13 protein-coding genes are annotated in these 14,769 nt (G+C 61.2%); 2 read left to right on the top strand and 11 right to left on the bottom strand.

Annotation, left to right across the window (positions count from 1 at the left end; all coding sequences use genetic code 11):
* The 6 genes from CIC12_RS12610 to CIC12_RS12585 form a co-directional block, all read right to left on the bottom strand.
* Positions 1 to 329: family 1 glycosylhydrolase (locus tag CIC12_RS12610; RefSeq protein ID WP_168664437.1), on the bottom strand; the 329-nt coding region annotated here is incomplete at its 3' end.
* A gap of 64 nt (positions 330 to 393) precedes the next feature.
* The gene (locus CIC12_RS12605; protein WP_168664436.1) at positions 394 to 1,233 is read right to left on the bottom strand and encodes a carbohydrate ABC transporter permease; all 840 of its coding nucleotides are present in this window, start codon (positions 1,231 to 1,233) and stop codon (positions 394 to 396) included.
* A complete protein-coding gene (locus CIC12_RS12600; RefSeq protein WP_168664435.1) occupies positions 1,230 to 2,255 on the bottom strand; it encodes a carbohydrate ABC transporter permease in 1,026 nt (341 codons plus the stop codon). Before CIC12_RS12600 ends, CIC12_RS12605 begins: the two co-directional genes overlap by 4 nt.
* Positions 2,256 to 2,353: 98 nt before the next feature.
* A complete protein-coding gene (locus tag CIC12_RS12595; RefSeq protein WP_168664434.1) occupies positions 2,354 to 3,601 on the bottom strand; it encodes an ABC transporter substrate-binding protein in 1,248 nt (415 codons plus the stop codon).
* Positions 3,602 to 3,808: 207 nt separating this feature from the next.
* Positions 3,809 to 4,861 carry a LacI family DNA-binding transcriptional regulator gene (locus CIC12_RS12590; RefSeq protein ID WP_168664433.1) on the bottom strand — a complete coding sequence of 351 codons (1,053 nt, stop codon included), beginning with the start codon at positions 4,859 to 4,861 and terminating at the stop codon, positions 3,809 to 3,811.
* Between the two features lie 209 nt (positions 4,862 to 5,070).
* Positions 5,071 to 6,222 carry a porin gene (locus CIC12_RS12585; RefSeq protein WP_168664432.1) on the bottom strand — a complete coding sequence of 384 codons (1,152 nt, stop codon included), beginning with the start codon at positions 6,220 to 6,222 and terminating at the stop codon, positions 5,071 to 5,073.
* A 907-nt stretch (positions 6,223 to 7,129) separates the two neighbouring features.
* On the opposite strand from CIC12_RS12585, the gene CIC12_RS12580 reads away from it, so the two are divergent.
* Together CIC12_RS12580 and CIC12_RS12575 are read left to right on the top strand one after the other, a co-directional pair.
* On the top strand, positions 7,130 to 7,435 hold the full coding sequence (locus CIC12_RS12580; protein ID WP_168664431.1) for a BON domain-containing protein: 306 nt from the start codon (positions 7,130 to 7,132) through the stop codon (positions 7,433 to 7,435).
* 669 nt (positions 7,436 to 8,104) lie between these two features.
* Positions 8,105 to 9,289 carry an endo-1,4-beta-xylanase gene (locus CIC12_RS12575; protein ID WP_168664430.1) on the top strand — a complete coding sequence of 395 codons (1,185 nt, stop codon included), beginning with the start codon at positions 8,105 to 8,107 and terminating at the stop codon, positions 9,287 to 9,289.
* A 76-nt stretch (positions 9,290 to 9,365) separates the two neighbouring features.
* Here CIC12_RS12575 and CIC12_RS12570 read toward each other — a convergent pair whose 3' ends face one another.
* From CIC12_RS12570 to CIC12_RS12550, 5 genes are all read right to left on the bottom strand, one after another.
* Positions 9,366 to 10,931, bottom strand: coding sequence for an alpha/beta hydrolase (locus tag CIC12_RS12570; RefSeq protein WP_168664429.1), 1,566 nt, complete (start codon positions 10,929 to 10,931; stop codon positions 9,366 to 9,368).
* 714 nt (positions 10,932 to 11,645) lie between these two features.
* Positions 11,646 to 11,867 (bottom strand): YMGG-like glycine zipper-containing protein, encoded by a 222-nt coding sequence (locus tag CIC12_RS12565; protein ID WP_121325094.1) that lies wholly within the window; start codon positions 11,865 to 11,867, stop codon positions 11,646 to 11,648.
* 11 nt (positions 11,868 to 11,878) lie between these two features.
* Entirely contained in the window at positions 11,879 to 12,373 is a 495-nt protein-coding gene (locus CIC12_RS12560; protein ID WP_446728003.1) for a hypothetical protein, read from the bottom strand.
* A 255-nt stretch (positions 12,374 to 12,628) separates the two neighbouring features.
* Positions 12,629 to 13,930: a hypothetical protein gene (locus tag CIC12_RS12555; protein WP_238812555.1), complete on the bottom strand. Its 1,302-nt coding sequence runs from the start codon at positions 13,928 to 13,930 to the stop codon at positions 12,629 to 12,631.
* A 78-nt stretch (positions 13,931 to 14,008) separates the two neighbouring features.
* A complete protein-coding gene (locus CIC12_RS12550; RefSeq protein ID WP_202984866.1) occupies positions 14,009 to 14,725 on the bottom strand; it encodes an outer membrane lipoprotein-sorting protein in 717 nt (238 codons plus the stop codon).
* Positions 14,726 to 14,769 lie beyond the last annotated feature (44 nt).

The raw sequence follows: 14,769 nt of genomic DNA, 5'->3' as shown, positions 1-14,769 counted from the left end.
TTGAGCAAGCCGTCGACGAGACGCTCATAGAAGCCGAGGCCTTTCTCGTTGAACCCGCCACGGCCGTCCGGCTGCACGCGCGGCCATGCGATCGAGAAACGATAGGCCTGCATGCCGAGGTCGGCCATCAGGTCGAGATCCTGCTCGAGACGATGATAGTGATCGCACGCGACATCGCCGTTCTCGCCGTTCACGACCTTGCCCGGCACACTGCAGAACGCGTCCCAGATCGACGGGCCGCGGCCGTCTTCATGCGCTGCGCCTTCAATCTGATAGGAGCTGGTGGCGACGCCCCAAACGAAATCTTCTTTGAACCGATATGTCGACATAAATAGCGTTGTCCTAGATAGTCATGCCCCGGTGAGGGCTCGAAGTAAGCGGGATGAAACCGGATCAGGCCTTGACCGCGCCGGTCGTCAGACCGTCGATCAACCGGCGTGAAGTGAACGCGAACAGCACGAGGAGCGGCAGCACCGCAACCGCCGAACCCGCCATTACCGCGCCCCAATCCGAATTGGTCGGGCTCTGCAGAATGCGCAGCGCGAGCGGCAGCGTATACATCGACGGCGAGCGCAGCACGACGAGCGCCGACAGGAAGTTATTCCATGCCTGGATGAAGCTGATGAGCCCAAGCGTGCCCAATGCCGGTCCCAGCAGCGGCAGCACCACGCTCCAGTAGATGCGGAATTCGCCGCAACCGTCGATACGCGCCGCCTCGATGAGCTCCGACGGAATCGCCGACGCAACATACTGGCGCATCAGGAACACGCCGAGCGCGGCGGCCGCGCCGGGCACGTACAGCGCGCGAGGCTCGTTGATCCAGCCGAGCAGATTCATCGTCATGAAGGTCGGAATCATGCCGAGGAACGGCGGCACCAGCATCGCCGTCAGCGCGATGGCGAACAGCGCCTTCTTGAAGCGGAACTCGTACATCGCGAACGCGTAGCCCGCCATCGACGTGACGAGCAGCGTCAGCAGGGTCTGCAGGGTGGCCGTATAGAAGCTCCAGCCGAGATTGCGCCAGAACGGGATGTGCCGCATCAGCGAGGCCATGTTGTCCAGAAACGCGCTGCCGAACCACAACGGCGGCGGCATCGAAAAGATTTCGGAGCTGGTGTGCGTCGCGAATACGAACATGAAATAGAACGGCGAGAACATCAGCAGCGCGCCCGCCAGCACGATCGCATAGCCGGTATAGCGGGCCTTGTTATTCGACAGTTGCGACAGTTTCATCGCTGGTCCTCCTCGTTCATGCCGCTGCGGTGAAAGACGCGCGTGTTGAGCCACATCAGTGCGGCGATGGTGATGAACAGCAGCCACCCAATCGAGCTCGCGGTGCCGAAGTCGCCGTCGTGGAAAGCCGTGCGGTACATGTAGACGGCCGTGGTCAAACCCGATTGACTCGTGCCCATGCCTTCGTTTGGCAGCAGGATGAACGGCTCTTCGAACAGTTGCAGACCGCCGATGATGGACAGCGTCACTGCAAAGAAAATCATCGGCTTGATGAGCGGGATCGTGATGCGCGTAAATTGCTGCCAGCCGTTCGCGCCGTCGATCTTCGCAGCCTCGTACAGATCCTTTGGAATGGTTTGCAGCGCCGACAGATAAAGCACCGTATTCCACCCGACATAACGCCAGAAAATCACCACCGACACCGCCGGCTTCACGCTGGCCGGCTTATACAGCCATTCGATCGGATGAGCCGGCACGATCCAGTGCAGGCCAGGCAATTTGCCAATCCCGGCAATCGCAAGATTGATCATGCCGAAGTCCGTCGAATATAACGACGAGAAGATCAATGCGATCGCCACGCTCGACGTGATGAACGGCAGGAAGTACAGACCGACGACAAAATTGCGCCAGCGGCGAAACGCGGTCTGCAGGAAGAACGCGAGCGGCAGCGCAATCAGATGTTGCGGCAAGCCGGACATGACGGCCATCGATGCCGTGTTGTAGAGCGACTTCCAGTACCACGGGTCGGTCAGCGTGAACGTGAAGTTCGACAGGCCCACCCACTTCATGCTGGCGAGTCCCGCCGTCGCGTCCCAACTCTGGAACGAGAGATACAGCGAGAACAGCAGCGGAAAAGCGATGAACAACGCGAACAGCGCGAAAAAGGGCGTGAGAAAAAGGTAAGGCGCGATCTTCACCGGATCGATCAGCGCCTTCTTGCGCGGCGCGCTCAGCGGCAGGCGCACGTCGGCGATGCGCCCGTCAGGGGCGGCCGGTTCGGGTGTGGGCAGCGAAAGGCTCATCGGTAGTTCCGTCCATCCAGTCTGGCGCCGCCGGCGAACGACGCCGGCGGCGCTATTGCAAACTTGAGCACGGCGCGCGCGGCGCCGCGGCGCTTTCCTCAACGCCGGACGCGGTGTGCGATCTGGTCCTGCGCTTCCTTCAGTGCCGTGCCAATGTCTTCGTTGCTGTCGACGACCTTGTCGAGCGCCGAGTGCACCGCTTCTTCGGCCACCTGGTCGTACTTGCTGCGCTGGATCGACGGAATGTGCCCGGCCGCATCACGCCAGATGAGGCGCGCCTTTTCGTTGCCGAGGAACGCGACCGGCTCGGCGAAGAAGCCGTCGTTCTGCGCGGCGAGCAGCGCCGGGAATGCGTCGATCGAACGGAACGATGCGAGCTGCGTGTCCTGGCGCGTCGTCAGGAACTTGATGAATTCCCAGGACATCGGCTTCTGGGTCGCCTTCACCGGAATCGCGTAGAACGTGCCGCCAAACGACGCGTACGCGTTGTTCGGCAGATTGGCCGCGCGCCACAGGCCCTTCGTGTCCGGCGCGATCCACGACGACAGGTGGCCGCCGAGCCACGCGCCCATCATCTGCGTGGCGACCGTGCCGCGCTTGAAGCTTTCGGCCCATTCGTTCGACCACGGCGTGATCTTCGCGTCGAGGCCGAGATCGCGCGCCTTCTTCGCGAGCTTGAATGCGTTGACGAAACGCTCCGACGTGACGACCGGGTTGCCAGCCTTGTCGAAATACACGCCGTCGCCTTCCTTCAGGTCGGCGCGAATGTAGATGTCCTCGATATCACGCGACGACGCCATCAGGTACGCGCCGGTGGCCTTCTTGATCTTCTGCCCCGCGGCGAGATACGACTCCCATGACTTGTTCAGATCGGCTTCGGTGACGCCCGCCTTGTCGAGAATGTCCTTGCGATAGAACAGCGTGCCCGGACCGATGTCGGCCGGCATGCCGACGATGGCGCCGTCCTGCGTGGTGGCCTGCGCGAATGTGTAGCGGATGAACTCGCTCTTGTACTGACCCGCGTTGTAGGGCGCCTTCGACAGATCTTCGAGGCCGCCGCCCGCCGCGAACCGGCCGATGAAGCCGACTTCGACCGCCATCACGTCAGGCAGATCGGAGCTCGTCGCAAGCGCGGTGGTCATCGCGTTGTGGTGGTCAGCGATCGCCAGCGACGACACCTTGATGTCGACGTCCGGATGGAGCTTCTTCCATGCTGGCAGCGCATCCTTGATCTCCTGATCCAGCTTCGGGAACACGGCGACCGTCAACGTGGTGTTGGCTTGTGCGCCGACTGCCGCAAGGCTGAGCAGCACGGCGGCGGCAGGACCTGAAAAGCGAAATTTCATTACTCGTCTCCTTTTTGAACCGTTTTGTTGATTGCGTCCGGTTGCTTGTTGCTCTTCTTTTGCTTCGTTTGCTTCTCTGTGCACGCTTCCGCGTTTGCCTGCGAATTGTTAGCGGTATCTTAAAAACGCGACGCATCTGAAAGCGCTTTCACGGCGCGTCAAAAAAAGGCCCTTTCGGGGTGCTGCAGATTCATGGCCGCGGGATGGCTAACTTCGCGCCGCTTTTCGCTTCGATGGAAGCGCGAGCCGGCAGGTGGTTTCCCGCGCCACGAGCGTGAGCGGAATCGGGTTGAGCGCAATGGGTTGCTTGCGGATCATCTGCACGATGCCCTGAGCCGCGAGGCGCCCGATTTCATAGGTGGGCTGGCGGACCGTCGTCAACGGCGGCGTCATATACGACGAGGTAGGCAAATCGTCGAAACCGACCAGCGAGATATCTTCCGGCACACGCAGACCACGATGAAAAATCGTGAGACGCGCGCCGTAGGCAGTCTGGTCGTTCGCGCAGAAGACCGCGCTGAATACGGGGCCGCGCGCGAATAATCGCGCCATCGCCGCCACGCCGCCCGTCTCGAGATAATCGCCCTGCTCGACGAGTTCGGCGTCGAAGCCAATGCCTGCTTCTTCGAGCGCCATCCGGTAACCGTCGAGGCGCTCGATCGCATCCTCGTGATTGGACGGCCCTGCGATGAACGCAATCCTGCGATGGCCCTGCTCGATAAGATGCCGGGTTGCGTCGCGCGCGCCTTGCACGTTGTCGAGCGGCAGGCTCGCGAGCGTCGCGCTGTTTTGCAGCGACCGCCCCAGTACGAGTAAGGGCGCATGCCTCGCGTATTCGTTCAGTGAGGCCTCGTCGAGTTGGGCGTGCAGCAGAATCATTCCGTCGACGCGGCGCGCGATGAATTGCTCGAGGCGCGCCATCTCGTCCTTGACGTTCCAGCGGCTGCTGACGAAAAGCGCGGTGAAGCCCGTTTCCGACAACCCGTCTTCGATGCCGCGCAACCACTCCGCATAAAACGGACTGGACACGGTCTGCGTGAGCACGCCGATCGTGTCGGTCCTGCCGCTCGCGAGGCTGCGCGCCAGCACGTTCGGCCGGTAATTGAATCTCGCGATAGCCTGCTCCACCGCCTTCTGCTTGGCCGGCAATACGCGCGCCGTGCCGTTCAGGATGCGCGACACCGTGCTGGGGGAAACGCCGGCTGCCCGCGCGATTTCCTCGAGTGTCACATTGGGTGGATTAGGGCTGTCGTCGATCATGTCCACACCTTATGATTTTTTGAAAGCGCTTTCAAATGTGAGTTAACCCTACCCGATAACGCATAGGCGCTCGGGGGTGATCCAAAAAAAACAGCCAGTGCGACGAGGGTGGAGGATTGCGTCGCACCGGCCTCTCTTGTGAAGAGATATAAGCAGTACTTTAAAACCCGGAGATCACTACACTACCTGCCCGTTAAGGCAGGTCCAGCTTAGAACGTCGTCATGATGCCCGCGAACACGCCGGTCTGGCTTTGACCGTAGTTCGGGTTGCTGTTGGACGACGTATTGGTCGCCGCATCGAAGTTGTTGTTGCCGTATGGCCCGTTGCCGAGGTTCAGGTTCGACGTCGAACTGTTGTGGACGTAGCCGGCTTCCGTATAGAGGAAGGTGCGCTTGGACAGCGCGTACGTCGCGCCGAGTGTGAACAGCGTCGCGTTGCCGTTGCCGTTGTTCGCGTTCGCGTGGAACACCGCGCCGGTAATCGCCGTGGCCGTGGTCACCTGCCAGGCTGCGCCGACCCATTCGTGGTTGACGCTCGTCGGTGCGCTCACGCCGATCGGCTGCGAAGCGTCGCTCACGCCCATGCTCGAATTGGTTGCGTCCGGTGCGCTCAGGTGCTGGTAGCCAGCGTACAGCTTCACCGGGCCGAAGACATATGTGCCGCCCGCCAGGATGGAGCGCGAAGCCGAGTAGACGTTGTTGAACGAACCGTTTGCGCCGCGGACTTCGTCGTAAATCACGCGGAAGTCGCCGCTGCCGAACGTGTAGATACCTTCGACGGCGTTGGTGCGGCCCTGACCGGTCGGAACACCTTGCGCGTTATTCGGCGCCGAGTTCCAGCTCGTGTTGTTGGTCAGCGAATACTGTCCTTTGAGGACGAGGCCGCCAAGCAGCACCGGCGAGTTGTACTCCGCGCCGTTGCTGGCGCTTGCCCAGTTACGGCCGCGCACCAGGGTCGAGATAGCGTAGCGCTGCATCAGCTGCGGGTCCGTGCCCCAGCTGTCCTGCGACAGTTCGCCGGCCCCGAGGTTACCCATCTTGAACAGACCGAAGCGGTCGTTCGTGAAGCCGACTGTCGCGTGGCGGCCGAACAGATTGCCCGCGGACGCGCCGGTCATCGTATTCAGCTGACCTTCCAACTGGAAGATCGCCTTGGTGCCGCCGCCCAGATCTTCGGCGCCTTCCAGGCCGAACCACGAGCAGCCCCAGTTACCGCTCTGAGCGGCCCACGCGTGACCACCCGGCAGGCCGGTTTCGTATTGAATACCGTTGTCGATACGGCCATACAGCGTGACGCTGCTCTGCGCGTGGGCTACCGTCGCAGCTGCCATCATGGACAAAGCAAAAACTTCTTTTTTCATTAGATATCCTATATACATTTTGGCGTCTCCAAGCCGCTCAGGATGTGCTGGTCCATCGCACGCCCCGCTGTTCCGAAATGTCCGATACACATTTCGAGGCGATTATAGGTAGCGCCAATGCGCGGCGTATCGATCTTCCGTGTCAGGGAAAACGCTGTTGCACATAGCTGTTGCGCGCAATTCAATGACGAAGTAGCACGCGCTTCGTGACCATGAGGCCGTGGTCATGTGCCTGGCAAATCCGTTTGAATCCATGCAGCGAAAAGACGCGCGAACGACGCGCGCTGCATGCCGCGCGGTTCGCGGGACGCCAGGAAGCGTTCGAACACGCGCGCGCGCCGAGCTTGACGTTGTGCAAATGCAACGATGAACTGCGCGCCGCTTGCCGAATTTCAGGTACCGGTAACAGGAAATGGGGCTGTCGCCCGTTCGCACGACCGGCCGTGACGCGCGAATCACCTGGCTGAGGCATCTTCGAATCGCCGTTCTGGTCGCCTCAGCAGCCTCCGGCATTCGGGGCTATGATCAATAGATACGACGCCGGGCCACGAATCGTGCTTCGTGTTGGCAGATCGCGAAGTGCGATCTCGTCGATGCATCAACGATGCGTTCGCCGCTCAAGGCGGAAGTCGCTAGATGGGCACTTACCACGGAGCCCCGGCGGCTTGGCCTCCTGGCCGTCAATCCAACGCCGCGTTCCCCACGATGAATGCGCAAGCTATTCGCCGGGCGAGAACAAAACTCCCAACCGTCCCGACAGACAAAACCCCTGATCGCGCCTTCCATAGAGGCAGGCATGGTGCGCACAGGGGCTTTTGTCACCCCCTTCCGCGGCCCCTCCCGTAGTGGACCGGAAGACTTGCTGCCGGAGTTCGCCGGCACAGTTGCCTCTCGTTAAGGAGCTATCGTGAAAATAGCCATTGCTTCCACTCTCGCAATGTTGATTTCCAGCGCCATCGCACCTGCAGTCCATGCCGAGGGCGATTCGTCGGCCGCCGACCGGCAACTCGCCCATAACGTCCGCGTCAGCTTTGCGCATAGCGGCGTCAGCCTGTCTCACGTATTCGTCTTTGCGCGATCGGGACAGGTCACGCTGGTCGGATGGGTGCCCGAAGGCACGCAGGTCGCGCTTGCTGAGCACAGCGCCCGCACGGTTGACGGTGTCACCTCGGTGAACAATCTGCTTTCGCGATCGGGGGGAAGATTGAATTGACGTTGAAGTCAAACGATATCGCTGCGCGGACGACAGCCAAACCGTCCGCGCACTCAATATCGGTCTGCTTCGGCAGTTCTGATCGCCTCGGAAACGGACCTGCGCCGGAATATCTGAACAACAGCGAGGTCATGTCAGTGACTACACCAATCGGTCAACTGGAGTGGCAGCGCCCCACGGTGAGCACGGCGCCCGCAAGCTTGGCGCGCGACGCCCGGCTCAACATGCTAGAGCCATCAAACGCGTACCGTCAGCTCGCCCTCTCACATCGGCAAAGTGATGCTCACGCCCGAATCCCCGCCTGCATCGGCAACCCACCCGCAGCACGTCGCCCCTGACGGGTCACGCTCACCTGCGTCACCGCCGTGCCATCCAGATCGCGCAGCGTCACAGTGGCCGTTGCACCATCGCCCAGTTCGAACAGATGTTAGTTCGCTGCGTCTCGCGTAGTCGTCGTCGTAGTCGTAGTCGTAGTCGGGACGCTGATCCTCGGTGCCCAGCGAGATCCGGCGTACCGCGCTCGCTGCGCGCGACACGGGCTGCGCCGGTCAGTCAGGTTAACCCCACGTGGCGAAGGCCTCGACTGCTGCTTAACATGTATGTTACCGATAACGTAACAAGTAGTTATGAAGCGCTGGAATCGCAAATATACCGCCCGGAGACAAAAAAATGCGCCCTCGACGTCCCTTGTCACGCCTGCTCTGCATGGCCGCCGCGCTGTGCTCCGTTGTCTGGAGCGCCGGCTGCGCGAACAGCCTGACGAGCGCCGCTCACGACGGGCCGCCCCTCGCCGCCGCGCCCGCAGAAGCACCGCCGCAACTGCGAAACGTAATGGCTGCGCATTTCAAGGTAGGCGCGGCGATCGAACCGGACGCGATCGAAAACCCGGCTGACGCCGCGCTCCTCATCGCACAGTTTTCGAGCTTGACCGCCGAGAACAAGATGAAGCCAAGCACGATCGGTGTCGCGGAGGGCAAGTACAACTTCGCGCCGGCCGACGAGATCGTCGCGTTCGCCGAGGCGCACGGCATCGCGGTGCGCGGGCACACGCTCGTTTGGCACTTCAAGAGCGGCGACTGGAATGAAGCGCCGGACTGGTTCTTTACCGGCGACCCCAACGATCCGCGCTATCACGACATCGTCGCGGCACGGCTGCGCCGCTATGTAACCGACGTGGTCACACATTTGCGCGGCAAGGTCTATGCGTGGGACGTGGTCAATGAAGTCATCAGCGACAACCCGCATCAGGTCTATCGCGAAGACAGTCCGTGGTATCGCGCGCTCGGCAAGGACTACATTGCGATTGCGTTCCTTGCGGCGCGGGCGGCCGATCCGAACGTCAAGCTCTATATCAACGACTACAACACCGACGACGCCGGCAAGCGCGCGAAGCTGCTCGCCGTGATTCGCGAGTTGCGCGCCGAGGGCGTGCCGATCGACGGCGTCGGGCACCAGATGCACATCAGCGTCAACTGGCCGCCACTGCCGAACATCAAGCAGGCGATTGAGGACGTCGCCGCGCTCGGACTCGAAAACCAGGTGACGGAGCTCGACGTAAGCCTCTATACCGACTCCAGCGAATGCTGGAGCAACCCGCATGCGTGCCTGCCCGACCTCGGGCATCCGGTGCCGAACGACGTGATGCGCGCCCAGGCTCAGCGCTATCGCGCTGTATTCGACGTGTTCGAACAGGAGGCGAGCATCAAGGCGGTGACACTGTGGGGTTATGCCGACAAACACACATGGCTGACATCGACGCCGGTCCCGCGCAACAATCTGCCGCTGCTGTTCGCGGCCAACCTGCAGCCGAAAGCGGCTTTCTGGACGATCGTCGATCCGTCCTATCAGCCGTAATTTTCGCGTGATTCGAGAGACTGCAATGAGCGGGCGCAGCCTCTCACGGATGGTCGACTACCGCAACATCGGCTTGTCACGGCTCATAGGAGCCGACCTCGTTGAGCTCTGGTAGCTCGTCCGCCGTTGCGTCCGGTTGCCCCGCCGCGGTGTCGTGAGCGCGTTCGGGCGACTTGACCACCGGATTCGGCAGCTTGCCGATGCCCTCGTCAATGCGCGCCAGCAGATAGGGGAAGAACGGATTCGATGCGATCCGGAACATGGAGTCGAGCGTCAGAATCAATGTACCCCGTTCGCCTCGTGGGGCGAGCGTGCCCAGATTCTCGTTGAAGTTTTCCTCGTCGCTCGGGGCGATGCCATAGAGCGCGTCCGTCACCGGGAACGGAATGGCGACATGCGACAACGAAAAAATATCCTGTGGATACTCGATGTTTAAAGGCGTGATATGCGTCTCTACCTGGCCCGCATCGACACTGCGCGCGACGGTATGGCTCGAATCGGGCGACGCGTTTGCGATGACCGTGGTGCGATAGTTTTGCGGCCCGGTGCGCAACAATCGTGAGAGCGCGGTGTACGAGGCGACGCGCAGAAAGGTTCTGAATCTCACGCTGCGATTCACGTCGAACAACACGACTTCGCTGCCGTTCTCCGGAAGCTGATCGTAGAGCGACGACATCACCGCGGGCGTGCTGACGGTGAAATCGGTCACGGACTGGAACGTCAGCACCGGCGGCAAGGCAACTAGCCTGTTCTCACGATGCAGCCGGTCGATCTGATCCTGAATCGTACTCGTGAGCAGATAGGATTGACGCGCGCCGTTGACTGGAAACGAGTTGTATTTGAACGGATTGAACTCCGGCACGATGCCGAGCCAGGCGGCCCGCGCGAACGCCGGGAACACCGCAGGCAAGCCGGCCAGTCCGGCAAAGCGGGCATAACGGGTCACGCCGATCATCGGTGAGATCAGCACCACGCGCGTCGGACGCGAGAGCGCAGGATTCTCGATGGAATCCAGCGCATATTGCAGCGCCAGCGCGCCGCCGTTCGAGAACCCGACCAATTCGAGCGGCTTGTCCGGACCGATACGCCGGCGCGCTTCACGCACCGCGAGCCGCGTCGCGGCGGCCCATTCACGCCATTCGACGCGCGTCAGCCCGGCCGGCACCGTACCGTGTCCCGGCAGACGAATGCCGATTGCGACAAAGCCCCGGTCCCGGTAGCGGCGCGCGATATGGCGCAAGCTGAACGGCGAATCCGTCAGGCCATGCAGCAATACGACCGCGCCCACGGGCGGCCCCGATGGTTCAAGTATGTACGAGCGGTTCCAGTTCTCCGCGAACTGCTCCGGATAGATCGGCGAGCCTTTGTAGTAGCGGTTCGACGGCACGCGCTCGGCCGGTCTCAGTTTCTCGACGACATTGACGCGCACGTCGTTAAAAAGCCGCGCCTCCGCCTTCATATAGGCGCTCCAGTCGCCGGCGTCCATTTCCTCGATCGTCATTTCGCGCGGCACATAGGTATGCCAGACCGACAAGTCCGGAGCACGCTGCGCGTACCATGCGCGCATCCCTAGCGCGGCGATGATCAGCAGAACCAGAATCAATGCACTTGTCTTTATTACCTTCAGCGACGTGCGTAGCATTCGTGCTCTCTTAGTGAGGATTGCACACCCTCGCAGGCCTGGCGCCTGCGTCTTGTGCTCATGCCGCCACCTCGACGGCGTTCAAGGGCTCGGGCGCCAGGCGTGGGCCTGCGGTGTCCGTGGTTCGATCATACGCGCCGATCGGGCCTTGCAGCGGGCCTGCAAGGAAAACGCAGTTCATCGAGCCGACGCAACGACGCTATGAAAGAGCGCTGTCACGGCTTTGCCAGTTTGGCTGCGATCACGGCACGCGTTCGTTGCCTGTTCCCGCCTGGATATCCTAAGGTCTTTTATCCGTCCGTTCAAACTCTTGTGTCGATCGGTGAATCGCTTCGGCACTCGCAATGATCTTTTGACATTTGCATGGGGCCAGGAATTGGGATGAACTGAGCGGTGAAGGGAGCAGGCGCCGCGATGGGCGTGCTCGAAGGACGAATGGGCTGACCGGTGGCACTGCGCCTTAAATGCAAACGCGACGTGACGACAGCGGAAGGCTTTCACATGGCGTCGCCTGGCGGCAAATCGCCGGGGACCCGCAGAATTGGATAGCTGTTTGTCATGCGGCGGCAGACACTCAAGCCCCTGCCGTCAGATGGCCAGACGCCGGACCATTCGATAGCCGGACCGCCCGGCTTGATGCAAAGCGCGTCGACACGCGCCAAGACCGTGGACGGGGCGCGACACATAGACCACTCCGTGCCCCGTCCCGACGTCTTACTGTCGTCCCCCCCTGATATTGCCAGCCACCCCTCCTGCTGCACCGCCGATGAGTGCGCCAGTCCATGCGTCACCGCCCGAGATTGCCGCAATGCCCGCGCCGCCGGCCGCGCCGATCGCCGCGCCGCTCATCGTTCCCTGTTGTCGCGCGCTCATGTCCGTACATCCGACGACGACCGCGAAAACGCCAATGCCCATGATCCATCCAAGTCGTTTCATGATCGTCTTCCTCATTGGTTTTTCTTCAGGCCGGGCACGACCATTTCAAACCACAGCGTCTCAATCACCGGGTGCTGGATTCTCGTGGGATTCGCGGCGTACCAGTTGTCGAGCCCCTGGCGCACGCTGTCGAGAGTCTGACCTTGCATGCCTTTCGCGAAGCGCGGCGCGATATCGTTGCTATGGGCGGCCGCATTGCCGGCGTAGGCGCGCTCGATTTCGAGCACATTGGCGACGCCGACGAGATACGCCTTCTTGGCCTCCGGCGACGACGGGACCCACTGCTCGCCTGTCACAATCGGAACGCTTTCTGCGCGGGCGACATTGCCCATCAGGGCGAACGACAGACAACCGAGAGATAACAGCGTTCGCCATTGTGGTTTAGTTGCCATCACGTACTCCATGGAAGTTATGTTCTCCAGCAGCTTGCTGCCGACCGTCTCCGGTGGCGCCGATCGAGTTGTGTCGAGAAATGGTCTGGGTTCGGTTGGCGTCTCCTTGTTCACACTCGACTCACGCAGTGAAGTCACGCGCTCCGGCGTTACCGGACTGCTATTCCAACGACGCCAGAACGACAGATGTTCACATGGATAACTGGAATTGATTCCGGATACGACCGGTCGGCCGGCATAGTCAGCCAACCTGAACAACCGGCGCGATATAGAGTCTAGAGCCGTTTTCTATAATTTCCAAGGTCATTTCCACGCGGACGGAACCAATCGGGAAACAGGAAACTGTCACTCGTCCATACCCCGTTGAATTCAGTTCCAGTAGTAGCGAAAGCCGCTGATGACAGAATATCTATAAAGCTGTAAGAACTCCGATTGCGGGTTGCCGACATTCCATTGGCCGAATGCAAACAACTCGGCGGAGGGACCCAATTTGTAGGTAAGTGACAATGCCATGTTTCCTCCAAATGGCATATCGAATGCCTGGATATAACGCAGTGTCAGATCGAGTCTGTTGAACAGCTCCGTGCGACCCAGCTGTACCAATGCATAGCGCTGTCCGAGCAAGCTCTGCTGTGGGTTCAATGCCTGGCCCAATAAACCGGCCGCCGCCGCATTGCCCATAGCAAGTGCGGTGTTGCCAGCGCGGATCGCGTTCTGATACGCACGTCTCTCGCCGCTCGTGTAGCCGTCGCCGTTATAGAGCAGTTCCAGTGTCTGGGTCCATCCGGACAGCAGCGTGTAGCTTGCGCCCAGCAGCGCACTGACACGCCATGCGCTGTCGCGTGTCTGATTCTGCGAGAGCGTCCAGCCCGCTGGCGCCGCTGCCTGTTGTTCGGCGAATAGCGCATTGCGCCCCTGCCCCACCGACGCATCTCCGTACAGCAACAGTGCATCCGACACCGTCCACGTGCCGTATGCGCCGAACCGGTCGACGCCATTGTCGCGATGCGACACGAGCGCGCTTGCCGACACCGAGTCGCCGGTCCAGTTGACCTTGAGCGCCGTGACCGGGGAGAAGTAGGCCTTCGTTGTATCGCGCGTATCGACGTGAAAGTTGCTGATACCTTCGATACTCCACGACGGGGTGATCTGCGCGCTCGCACGCACCATGTCACGGCCGAGTTGCTCCCTGACAGGATCAGTCCTCCCCGTTTCCGCAAAAAACGGATTGCTGGGTGACAGTAGTATCGCGCTGCCCCATAGCAGCACGCCTCGGCCCACTTCCAGATCCACGTTGCCGGGCATCTGGCATGACAGGCGCCCTTCGTTCAGGTAAGCATCGGTCGAGGCGCGGGTGCCCGCGCCCGGCGTGCTGCCTTGCCAGACGAAGAACGCGCGCGGTTTCAGTTGCAGATAGCACGGATCGATCTTGAGCGTCAGATCCACACGCGGATCGATTTCACCCTGGGTTTCCGGCAGCTTCGCTATCTGGTTGTCCGGATTGGCCAGCGAGCGCCGATTTAACACGGCGCCCGTCCCAAAGCCGACAATCTGCGTGTGATGCTGAAAAGCAATACCGCCGAACGCGCCGTCGTCCTGCCCGTCGGCCGCCGATACCAGCTCCGACATGCCGGCAAAAGCGAATGCGAATGCACGAAACAGGCCGAGCATGATGCGCGGCGTCCTGCGCGACTCCCAGCATGGCCGCCCCCCAGCGCGTTTCAGCTTCATCACTTCGACAACCTGCGATCAAGGGCGATTCAGTGAACCGAGATTGAACGTGTCGGCACCGAATTCCTTCGTCCGCACTTCGCTGTACTGCAGCAGCGAGAAGTTCGACTTTTCGATCGTGTCTTGAATGCTCATCTTGCTAACGAACGGCTGTACTTTGCCGTCGATGTCCAGCCGGTTGTTCATTTCGAACACGGCCGTCTTGAAGAGCTTGCCCGAAACGGTATAAAACTCGGCCTTCAACGGCACGAGATGCGCCACGGAAACGTAATAGACGATCCGGTCATAGGTAACGAATTTGTTCTTCGCGAGCAGGTTGAGGACGTAGGCGTCTTCGCCGTTCACCTGCTCGGTACGCAGCATGGTTGCGTCGTAATCCTTCGCGTAGTTGGTCGAGGCGATATCGCCGTTCGACGCGGGACCGACCATCTTCTGGCGCGTCGAAATGGACACGGGCTTGGTCAGCGTCGCCTTGCCGAACCACATGCTGCGGCCGTTCTGCAACAGGCGGCTTCCCGCTTCACGCGGAGGATAAGTGGCCTGCGCGAGGCTGTCTTCGCCGCTCGCGCGGACCATGTAAGTCCTTCTGTCGATCGGGCCGCCGGAATCCTGGCCCGTGATATCGATGGTCCATTGCACGCCGTTCAGGCCGCCGCCGCGCGCGCGGTCACTTGCCGCGACGATCTGCCCGGCGTCCAGCTCTTGCGCTGCCGATGCGCCGACTGCAAAGGGCACGCCCGCCACAATCAATGAAGCAAGCAGAAGAATGGTTTTTTTAT

The sequence above is a fragment of the Paraburkholderia sp. SG-MS1 genome (assembly GCF_012275575.1).
Classification (GTDB): Bacteria; Pseudomonadota; Gammaproteobacteria; order Burkholderiales; family Burkholderiaceae; genus Paraburkholderia.
This window is presented reverse-complemented; position numbering and strand designations above follow the sequence as displayed.

Coding starts and splice junctions, on each gene's coding strand:
- CIC12_RS12570 (WP_168664429.1), bottom strand. CDS start 10,931: ATGCTACGCACGTCGCTGAAGGTAATAAAGACAAGTGCATTGATTCTG.
- CIC12_RS12575 (WP_168664430.1), top strand. CDS start 8,105: ATGCGCCCTCGACGTCCCTTGTCACGCCTGCTCTGCATGGCCGCCGCG.
- CIC12_RS12590 (WP_168664433.1), bottom strand. CDS start 4,861: ATGATCGACGACAGCCCTAATCCACCCAATGTGACACTCGAGGAAATC.
- CIC12_RS12585 (WP_168664432.1), bottom strand. CDS start 6,222: ATGAAAAAAGAAGTTTTTGCTTTGTCCATGATGGCAGCTGCGACGGTA.
- CIC12_RS12595 (WP_168664434.1), bottom strand. CDS start 3,601: ATGAAATTTCGCTTTTCAGGTCCTGCCGCCGCCGTGCTGCTCAGCCTT.
- CIC12_RS12555 (WP_238812555.1), bottom strand. CDS start 13,930: ATGCTCGGCCTGTTTCGTGCATTCGCATTCGCTTTTGCCGGCATGTCG.
- CIC12_RS12605 (WP_168664436.1), bottom strand. CDS start 1,233: ATGAAACTGTCGCAACTGTCGAATAACAAGGCCCGCTATACCGGCTAT.
- CIC12_RS12600 (WP_168664435.1), bottom strand. CDS start 2,255: ATGAGCCTTTCGCTGCCCACACCCGAACCGGCCGCCCCTGACGGGCGC.
- CIC12_RS12565 (WP_121325094.1), bottom strand. CDS start 11,867: ATGAAACGACTTGGATGGATCATGGGCATTGGCGTTTTCGCGGTCGTC.